Origin of the sequence: Phormidium sp. FACHB-1136, from assembly GCF_014697375.1 — a bacterium.
Taxonomy (GTDB): Bacteria; Cyanobacteriota; Cyanobacteriia; order Phormidesmidales; family Phormidesmidaceae; genus Nodosilinea.
The window spans coordinates 1-8,780 of record NZ_JACJRS010000148.1; the positions used below are offsets into that span (position 1 = coordinate 1).

Genomic DNA, 8,780 nt, shown 5'->3' on the forward strand with positions numbered 1-8,780 from the left:
CAGCCGACGGCGGGCCGCTTCGAGCTGAGATGGACTGACCGGAAAGTGAATCTGGGCCAGCGCTTCCGACAATGGGATCAAGTTATGCCGCTGCCTAAATTTGGCGGGGATTGGGTCTTTGAGGGTCGTGGTGTTGAGCGCGGCTCGGATACGGTCTTGAAGGGTGCCCATATCTAGCCCTTTGCTCAGCCGATAGACCGGGTTCAGCACCCGGCTAGGGAGGCTGGCGATTTGCTTAGGGCTGATAGGCGAGACCTCGCCGTTGATGGCTAGACAGCCCGCATAGCTATCGTGCTTGACTGGGCCTGAGACCACGACCAGACGGCCCTGGGCATAGGTTTGATTCTGCCGTCGCCGCCATTGCATGGACGTATAGGGAAGACGGGCTTTATGGAATTGGGTACACATCAGTCGATGACGACCCGTCTTGTCGTGGATAGTCCACGTTTGCACCACCAGTTTTCCACCTCTGGCCTCTTTGATGCGGTGACGGACAACGTGGCCGATGGTCAGGACGGTCTCCCCCGGCTGGAGGTGGGCCATTTTCTTGCGATGAATCACCTGGTGCTGTTTGGGGTAGTAGTGCAGCAGGTGTAAGGGCGTGGTCAAGCCCAGCTTGGTCAGGGCTTCGCTGGGGGTTGGGGGTTTACGCTGAGTTTGGGGCATAGGTCTGAGAGGGGAATCGTCACATCCCCCCTTCATCGCGATAGCGATTGACTTAACCCTGTGGCGGCCCTTCAACGTCAGCCTTAGGTTTGTGAGCCGTGATCTTGCTGTACGGCACCCGGTACTCCCAGCCATCGATACCGAGCCAGCCTGTTACCGTCATGGACTTGGCATTGACACGAATAGCCTGTGGGGTAAGTTAATCTGTTTGTGTCGTAGTGAATATCCAACGCGCCTCAAGCGTGCTCGCCTGCTCCGTGCTTTGACCGGGCTGAACCGCACCGCCTTTGAGTAACTAACATCGACCTTTGCCCAAGGGTTGGCAACCGCAGAGATGCCCCGCCGGAGCCCCTTACCTCGTCAACGAGCCACGAGGTCGGGATGAAGAAACGCCTAGCCAAGCCTGAAGAGAATCTGTTTTTTCTCTGACTCTACATCAAGGTGTATCCCACCTTCGTCCCCTGAGAACATTTACGGATTCAGCCTAAGCGTAATTTTCCGTCACATTTGAGGTTGGGCCACCCTCTCCGTGGTCTCCGTAACAAGTGGTATCCGTGCTAAGCCTCAGTAGGTTAACGGGGAGATCACAAGGGAGATCAACAGGGGGCCAGACACTTGCCAGCCATGAAGAACAGTCATCTGGGCTGTCTTCACGGCTCGTGATCACCTGAGCCCAGGATGTTCCAAAATTTCACCTGGGATAGGGATAAGTCAAGCGACCAACCAACCGCGACCCTCTACGAATATATGAACATACGGAACACCCTGACTCAAATACTCGTGATTATACTAATATTGGCTAATAAATATATAAGTTAATAAGCGGGTTTCGAAATATAGTTATCTCAGTAAGTGCGTTAAATAACGACTAATTTTATTGGTCAAAATTACATATATTGTGACTTTATTCGGCACACTAAAAATGCTAGATTAGGCTTTGTTTGCGATAGAAAATTCTCTATATATCTGAAAATATGTCGAGAATTTAACATATTTTTGAATGGGGTCAATTTGACTGAAAGTCTTGTTGTATAAGCTTTTGGGGCTAATAAAATGGACGCTTTTATCCTGAAATTCCAAATTTCAGGAATTTTTTGGGGAGGAAACCTCAAAATATTCCGGATGCTGAGATTAGATGCTGAAGCATAGGACAACGGCGATTCAAAGTCCGGCTATCTACGGCCTTGAATATGCCTCAAATTCCTGACCCTATGGGCAAAGGAATTCATTGGAACTGGACTATTCTTGCCTCGATGTCCTCCGACATGCTAGGGCACGAATAGATCCAAAGTTCCCTGTTGATGACTCAGATCATTAAGGAGACTTCCCCGTGCAACGTTTTTACTTTGGCTCTATTGTCCTTGCTGTCTCTGGCTTCACGCTAGCCCAGGCAGTACCGGCACAAGCTCAACTGATTAACACTAACTTCGCTACCCAAGCCACCCTTGAGGTTGCCCCAACCACCATCGAAACCACCGCCCGAGGAGCCTCTTCCTCCATGTCTGGCTCTGGCCTAACTGGTGTCACGCTACCGACCATTGATGCAACGGGTACGGTGACGGCTGGTGCAGCAACGGCCCCAGATGATCTAACCTACAACTTTGCCCAGTCTGTTAATGCGGCAGACCCCGTCGCTCCTGTGGCCATCCCAGCAGATGGACTAGTTACAACGACCCCTGATTACAGCAGCTACACCATTCAAGCCGGTGGGGTGGCGGGTACTCTAGCAGGTGATGCGACGAGTGCCGGGGTTGCGACGATCACGGCTGGCGGGGTTGGTACAACGGCCACTCTGCTTCAGCAGCGCTCGTTAAGCGTTTTCCGGTAGAGCCTTCCCAGGGGTGCTTCGGGCGGCTGGCGTCGCTTCGGGGTGCCCCCTAGTGACCCAGTATGGGAAGGTCGGTGCATCCTCTGGGTAACGAAGTTCCGTGGGGTGGGGGTGCTTCGGGCACTCTCACTCCTTCTAAACCTGTGAGTGTAGATAACATGATGACAAGACAACACATCCGTTGGATGGGTGTTTTAAGTGTGGTTTTGGCGCTTGGGTGGGCGAATTCGGCTCCAGCCCAGGCCAACTTTACCCAAAGTCGGGCAACTCAGGTACAGCTTACGGTGGATGGGGCGGCAGGTTCGGCCAGCAGCAACAACACCCAGGGCTTCGCGATTTCTGGGTCGGGGATTTCGGTACAGGGGCCACTCAATGACGGCATTCACCTTAATCCAAACGCCCAGTTCCAGGCTCCCACCGATGGGAGTGGCTTCACCTTTTCCATGAGTACCTTTACTCCCAATACCTCGGAGGCCATGGTTTTAGCACCGGGGGAGAGCGTCACCTTACCGGCCTACTCTGACCTGAGTGTGACAGTGGGCGGCGTTACCGGAGACTTGGGAGGGCAAATTACCTCATTAGGCGAGGCTACGATCTCTCCGGGTGGCCCCGGTACGCGGGCGGTGCTGACCCAAACCCGCAGTTTTAGCGTGTTTGGCGGTTCCACCTCCAGCCCCTAGCGGGGTTAGCCTCACCTGATCTACTTTTCACCGTCACGACTGTTTTCAGGAGTCTTTCCATGCGTTTTATCGTCATCGGTGGTTCTGCGATCCTGTGGGCTTGGCCCATCCTGGGCCTCGTTCAGGCTCCGGCGTTTGCCCAAAGCTTTCCGTCCGATGCCTGGGGCTTTTCGCGCACCACCAGTGTTACCAATCAAACCATCGACACCGTGATCATTGAAGAGAGTCAGACCAATCGTTCTGGCTTTGCCATTGCTGGAGAAAATGTCACCACCGTGATCCCACAGCAGCCGATCTCACCCCAGGCTGACTTCACCATCATCGAGCCTTTGCAGCAGTTTAACCTCGGGGTGGATGAGTTTACACCGGGGCCAAACAATGTCCGAACAACGAATCAAACATCGGTGACAGAAACTCACTCGAGAACTTTCTCCGTGTTCCAGTAACCCTGCTATCTCGCTTGTTCCTGTTCCTCACGCCTCTAACCATCATGATTTTCTCGGCTAATATTGCTTTTCCTAGTTTCCCTCGGGCTGGGTTCATGGCCCTGTCCCTCGCCACAGGCTCTCTTGTTTTTGGGGTAGAGCTTGGACGATCTGCCCCAGCCTCGGCCCAAAGTGTAGGGTTTTCGGTGGGTTTCTCCACCCAAGTCACCCGAGGAACCTCGATTTCCAATGAAGTGGATATTCGCTCCCGACGGGGATTTCATGTGGAGGGAGAAAACGTCTTTCCCGTCACCGGGGATACCAGCCCGCTCACGGGTGATCTTTCCTTTCAAATTCGTGACTTAGATCAGCCCTTTAGTCTCATGCAACTCGATCTAACGGGCCAAGATATTCGCACTGTTGGCACTCAGTCCAGCAACTTGTCTGTCGGAGGGACTACCAATCTTAGTGTATTTGCAAACTTCTAGCCATGCAGCGTATTCTCCTGGTAATCAGTATTTGGACGGTGAGTAGTTGGCTCTATGCCCCTTTCGTTAGAGCTAATGAACTACCTGATGAAACGATTGTTGCACCAATCTCTGGCAGTAGCTCTCGGGCTACGTCGAATAGTGCGGGAACAACGGTCAATCAGCAGACGAATGTGCAAACCAATAACGATCAATTCCATGGTTTTGGATCGGGGATTCAATGCCCCACCCCCACGTTGGGGATATCGCTCTACGGGGGCGGTGGACAAGGGGGATCTGGGGGCGGCGAGGCCAGCGTTTCCAGTAATGCCATGGGGGGCATCATCACCTTCACCACTCCCATCGGGGGCCGAAGTCAGCAGATTTGTACTGAACTGGGCGAAGCTCAACTTGAGTTAGCCCGAGTTCAGGCCGCTCGCACCAGCACCGAAGCGGGAAAAGTGAACGCTGACATTAATCTCGTCACCATTCAACAGTGCATCGCGATCCTACAAGTGGCTCAGTTATCTGGCCCCTTCGCAGAGATCTGTGCTGGGGTCAATCTGGCGAGTCAAGGTGGTATGGAGGGGGCCGCTGAGCATCTTGCCAGCGCTCCACCACCGAATCAAGCGATGCTAGCCTCCTTACCACTACCGCCCCAACCAGCCGCCGCGTCCCCACCGAATCAAACGACAGTAGCCTCCTTACCTGACCCTATGGCCGAGGCCTGGCGTCGCCTCCATGTCGCCGTTCCCACGTGGGATGTGGAGACCGCTCTGCTAACCTTGACTACCCTGAGACAAAACCCCAATACTTGTATATCTCGGTTTGCCAGCCAATTGACCATCTTCCTCCGTGAACGGGGAAGGGAGGGATTCCGCACCATTAACTCCGTTAAACGAGATCTCAACCAGGAGGGTTGTAGTCTGCCCGTCCAATCCTACGATTTTTCTCCCTAGGTGACTGGAGCTACAGATCCGTTCTCTATCCGTCCGTCGATCCAAAACCCAATGTAGAGTCATCCTGAACGTTGGCATGGTATTGTCTCGGGCGAAGCTGGCTTTAGTCAGTAATCCACACCGATGGATAGGGTTGGAGGCAGTAGACCATCTGAATTGGCAACATTGTCGGCGCTGATTAGCTCAAACCAGACATCGGTGCTGACGAGATTAAGGTCGCTAAATCCTAATTTCTGGGGTTCGTCTCTGAGGTTGTGAACAAAGACAACGAACGCTTGGGGCACGGCTGAGACTTTGGCGCTAGAGGGCTAACAGAACCGGATAAAGGGGCATGGTTTGATCAGTTTGATCGACCTGATTGTCCTGGGCAGTTTGAATGACTTGATTTTGTTTAGCCATCGTGTTTGTGATTGCAACGTCCTGACTGACCCGCGATAGCGGAGTAGGCCAGTAGCTAGATCACCTTGGCAATGGAATCGACTTGGAAGCCATCGCCAAACTCAAGCTGAATCTGACGCGCCACCCAGGCATCATCGAGGCCATACTGTTCGGCGAGTCTTACCATCCGCTCTAGGTATTCAGCCTGTTGCATTGGCGTTGGTTCAGACCCAAACACCGCCCCCTGGCTCCATCAGGCCGGGGGATAGACGTGGTACAACTCCTTGAACTTGACCACCGCCAACCCCGGTTTATGGCCGCGACGGTAGGCTAGGGCGAGCTGTCGTCGGTAGTAAGCTTGCTGCTTCAACTCCTCCGGGCTGAGTTGTTCCGTGGCCCATTCATGGGGAATCGGCTCTAGCAACTTCGGTTGGTGGGGTGCTTCCGGTTTGAGCTTGAACCCACACTCTGGGCAGGTCTGATGGAAGACCGTCGCCAGGGCTCGACATTGGGGACAGGGCACGAGTTTGACTTCAGTTTTGGCTTCTGGGGGCTGATCTAGACTGAGTGCCCATTCGTCCTCGATACGGCCAAAGCGCTTCAGGTTGCCTGTCCCAAAGTCGATGATGATGCAGTCGGTTTTGCCCGTTTCGGGGCTAATGCGCAGGCCCCGGCCCATCATCTGAATCACCAGGGCGCGGCTCAGACTGGGCCGCCTCAGCACGACGCATTCAATCGAGCGACAGTCATAGCCTTCGGTCAAGGTACCGACATTGACGACCACCTGAATGCGACCCGATTCATGGTCTCGGTAGATTTGCTTTCGCTTTCGGTTGGGCACCGAGCCATCCAGGTGAACCGCTCGGATGCCCGCCTCATTGAAGGTCTCGGCAATGGCCTTCGAGTCGGCAATGCCTGTGGCAAAGACAATCCCTTTGCGATGACCCGCCAGTTTTTGATATTCCCTCACCAGCTTCTGGTTGAGCGGCTTATGGTTGACGGCCTGCTGAAGTTGTCGGGGATCGAAGTCTCCGGTACGGCTAGAGACCGTCACTTTACTCAAGTCGAGGTCTTCGTAGCCAAAGTACCGAGGCGGCACCAGCTTACCCCTCTGAATCAGTTGAGCCGGAGATGGCCCCTGCACCAGGGCCGTGTAGTGGTCAGCCAAGTATGACTTGCCTAGGCGAAAGGGGGTGGCGGTGAGGCCAATCACAATGCCGTTGGGGTTGGCTTGAATCAGGTCTTGGACGACCCTAAAAAAGGTGGTGCTGTGGGCCTCATCAATCAGGCACAGTCGCCAGGGTGGGATGGGGGAACGGGCACGGGCTAAGCTCTGCACCTGGGCAATTTGAGCGGGCGCACTGAGGTCGGGTGTGATGCCTGACTTAATCATTCCGGTACGCAGCCCAAAGGCTTGGCTGAAGGTGCGGTAGGCTTGGTCGATTAAGGGGTCACGGTGGGCCAGGAACAGGGTCGGGTTGCCCTTACGGACGGCTCCAGCGGCAATGTTGCCCGCCACAAAGGTTTTCCCACCCCCCGTCGGGAGGTAGGCCAGAATCCGTCGGTGTCCGGCTCGAATCGCGGCTCGAAGGTCATCACAGAGTTGGGCTTGGTAGTCATAGAGGGCCATCGGTGGTTTTGACCTTGTATCTGAAGGTACGAATCAGGGTCTTGAGTTCAGGATTGGCGACGGAATCATCAGTTTGAGCGGCTTGGGCGTAGGGATTAGCCTGAGCGATGCCGTAGTAGTAGTCCACGGTCTTGCGAATCGAGGCTTCGCTACGGCTCGGTTGTCGGAAGTCGCGATTGGCGTTGGCCCAGATTAAGTCCGCCTCCAGGGCATTGATGGGGGGAGCACAGCGGGCGCAGTAGTCTCTAAATAACGCTTCAGGAGCCGGATAGTAGCGGGCGTTTTCGCGCTCTAAAAACCCCGCTGTGCCGACCAGGTTGCAGGCCAGCTTATAGCCTGAGGTCTGCCGAAACCCCTCGGGCACTCCCTGACGAATCAGCGCCGCATCATCTTGGGTTAGACATTCAATCAGGGGTGTACTGTCGCGGCGATGGGCGTGATGGAGCCTCGAAACAGGACGTAGTTGGTACCCTGAACCTGTACTGGCTGCTCTGGATTGGGCTGGCCGGGGCGCTTCGAGCAGGGCCGTCTTCGGGTCAATATCGGTTTCCGTTTCAGCTTTGAGGCGCAGTTTGAACCATTGCCGCCACCGGGCATCGTCGAGACCATGGGGGAATAGGCCCATGCTGTCCAGTTTGGCCTCGAAGGCATCGGCGCTGAACGACTCACCAAAGGTAGACATGACCTTGATAAGGGTGGGCCTAGACAGTTCGCCATCGACCACGCTTCGTCTCAGCATTCCCGGTAGGCGCATCGCCCGTCCCAGGTTACAGATCTGGGGGTCAGCGTTTTGGACAATGCACAGCTTCCGGTTCAGGCGAATCCAGTCCTTCGGTTCCAGATCATGGCTGATTCTGAAATAAACATGGAGGGACTTGTTGCCGCTAAATAAGGCCGCCGCAGGTTTGACCTTCAGGGTGCGGCACAACCGACGCAGTCGTGCTTTCTGCTCATCAAAGCTGGCATCGTCAATCTCATAGAACAGACAGCGACACCGCTTAACGTCGATGTTGCTGATGCCCGCCTGGGGTTGGTTGGGATAGAACGAAACCGTCGCCCCTTGCTGTGACCACCGATAGACCCATTTCCACCCGTCTCGATAGACTGGGCCGTCAGGTACCCAGCGCGTCCGGTTGCGACGTTTGCCTTTGGGCCGACACAGCCTCAGCTTGAATCCGATGTTGGTGATCGTGCCTTGCAAGACTCTGTGTTTAGGAATCCGCTGGCCCTTGCGGGTGTAGCAGTCCCACTCCGGGGCCAGGTCTAGGGGCAAGTCCCAGCTCAGCTTCAGCCAGATGCGCTGACCCCGTTCAAACCCAATGCGTTTCAAGAACTGAACCGTTGAGCGGCGCAGGTCGCCTAGGGTCAGGGGTGGGCTGGGCTGGGGATGACAAACCATGGTTTCATGAACTCCTGAGGGTCACAGTGCGGCCCCTGGGGGCGATAGCTCATAGTTCTATTTGGCGATTGCGCTGCCGTCGCCGCTGCCGTTGCTTTTTCGGGTCTTTGTCTGTTTGGGCTTGGCGCTGCTGCACCTCAAGCTCTTTTAGAGCTGGGTCAACGTCTACGGGCTTCTGATCCTGAGCTTTAGGTTGAGGCACAGGTTCACGTTCAGGTTTGCCCTGGGCCTGGGCTTCTGATTCAAGTTTGGGCTGACGTTGAGCGTCAGCCTGCCCCTGCTGCCGTCCCTTCCACCAATCCATCACGGTGGCGCTGTCCTGGGGTGACTCAATGCCTCGAAATGTGC

At 55.1% G+C, this 8,780-nt stretch carries 9 protein-coding genes and 1 pseudogene; 5 read left to right on the forward strand and 5 right to left on the reverse strand.

The window, feature by feature from the left end; genetic code table 11:
* Nucleotides 1-666 (reverse strand): annotated as a pseudogene (locus H6G62_RS24735) (hypothetical protein); the annotation flags it as partial.
* A gap of 1,330 nt (nucleotides 667-1,996) precedes the next feature.
* Here H6G62_RS24735 and H6G62_RS24740 point away from each other — a divergent pair.
* The 5 genes from H6G62_RS24740 (at nucleotide 1,997) to H6G62_RS24760 (ending at nucleotide 5,025) form a co-directional block, all read left to right on the forward strand.
* Nucleotides 1,997-2,494 (forward strand): hypothetical protein, encoded by a 498-nt coding sequence (locus H6G62_RS24740; RefSeq protein WP_190500188.1) that lies wholly within the window; start codon nucleotides 1,997-1,999, stop codon nucleotides 2,492-2,494.
* Nucleotides 2,495-2,679: 185 nt separating this feature from the next.
* Nucleotides 2,680-3,174, forward strand: a complete 495-nt coding sequence (locus tag H6G62_RS24745; RefSeq protein ID WP_190500190.1) for a hypothetical protein — start codon at nucleotides 2,680-2,682, stop codon at nucleotides 3,172-3,174.
* Between the two features lie 59 nt (nucleotides 3,175-3,233).
* Nucleotides 3,234-3,620, forward strand: a complete 387-nt coding sequence (locus H6G62_RS24750; RefSeq protein ID WP_190500192.1) for a hypothetical protein — start codon at nucleotides 3,234-3,236, stop codon at nucleotides 3,618-3,620.
* A gap of 95 nt (nucleotides 3,621-3,715) precedes the next feature.
* Entirely contained in the window at nucleotides 3,716-4,087 is a 372-nt protein-coding gene (locus H6G62_RS24755; RefSeq protein ID WP_190500194.1) for a hypothetical protein, read from the forward strand.
* 173 nt (nucleotides 4,088-4,260) lie between these two features.
* Nucleotides 4,261-5,025 (forward strand): hypothetical protein, encoded by a 765-nt coding sequence (locus H6G62_RS24760; protein WP_190500196.1) that lies wholly within the window; start codon nucleotides 4,261-4,263, stop codon nucleotides 5,023-5,025.
* 454 nt (nucleotides 5,026-5,479) lie between these two features.
* On the opposite strand, the gene H6G62_RS24765 is transcribed toward H6G62_RS24760, so the two are convergent.
* From H6G62_RS24765 to H6G62_RS24780, 4 genes are all read right to left on the reverse strand, one after another.
* Entirely contained in the window at nucleotides 5,480-5,617 is a 138-nt protein-coding gene (locus H6G62_RS24765) for a hypothetical protein (RefSeq protein WP_190500197.1), read from the reverse strand.
* A gap of 39 nt (nucleotides 5,618-5,656) precedes the next feature.
* Nucleotides 5,657-7,033, reverse strand: coding sequence for a DEAD/DEAH box helicase (locus H6G62_RS24770; RefSeq protein ID WP_190500199.1), 1,377 nt, complete (start codon nucleotides 7,031-7,033; stop codon nucleotides 5,657-5,659).
* Nucleotides 7,020-8,432 carry a hypothetical protein gene (locus tag H6G62_RS24775; protein WP_190500201.1) on the reverse strand — a complete coding sequence of 471 codons (1,413 nt, stop codon included), beginning with the start codon at nucleotides 8,430-8,432 and terminating at the stop codon, nucleotides 7,020-7,022. The genes H6G62_RS24770 and H6G62_RS24775 overlap by 14 nt, the downstream gene beginning before the upstream one ends.
* Nucleotides 8,433-8,481: 49 nt before the next feature.
* Nucleotides 8,482-8,780, reverse strand: a 299-nt coding sequence (locus tag H6G62_RS24780) for a hypothetical protein (protein ID WP_199325222.1), incomplete at its 5' end; no start/stop codon positions are given.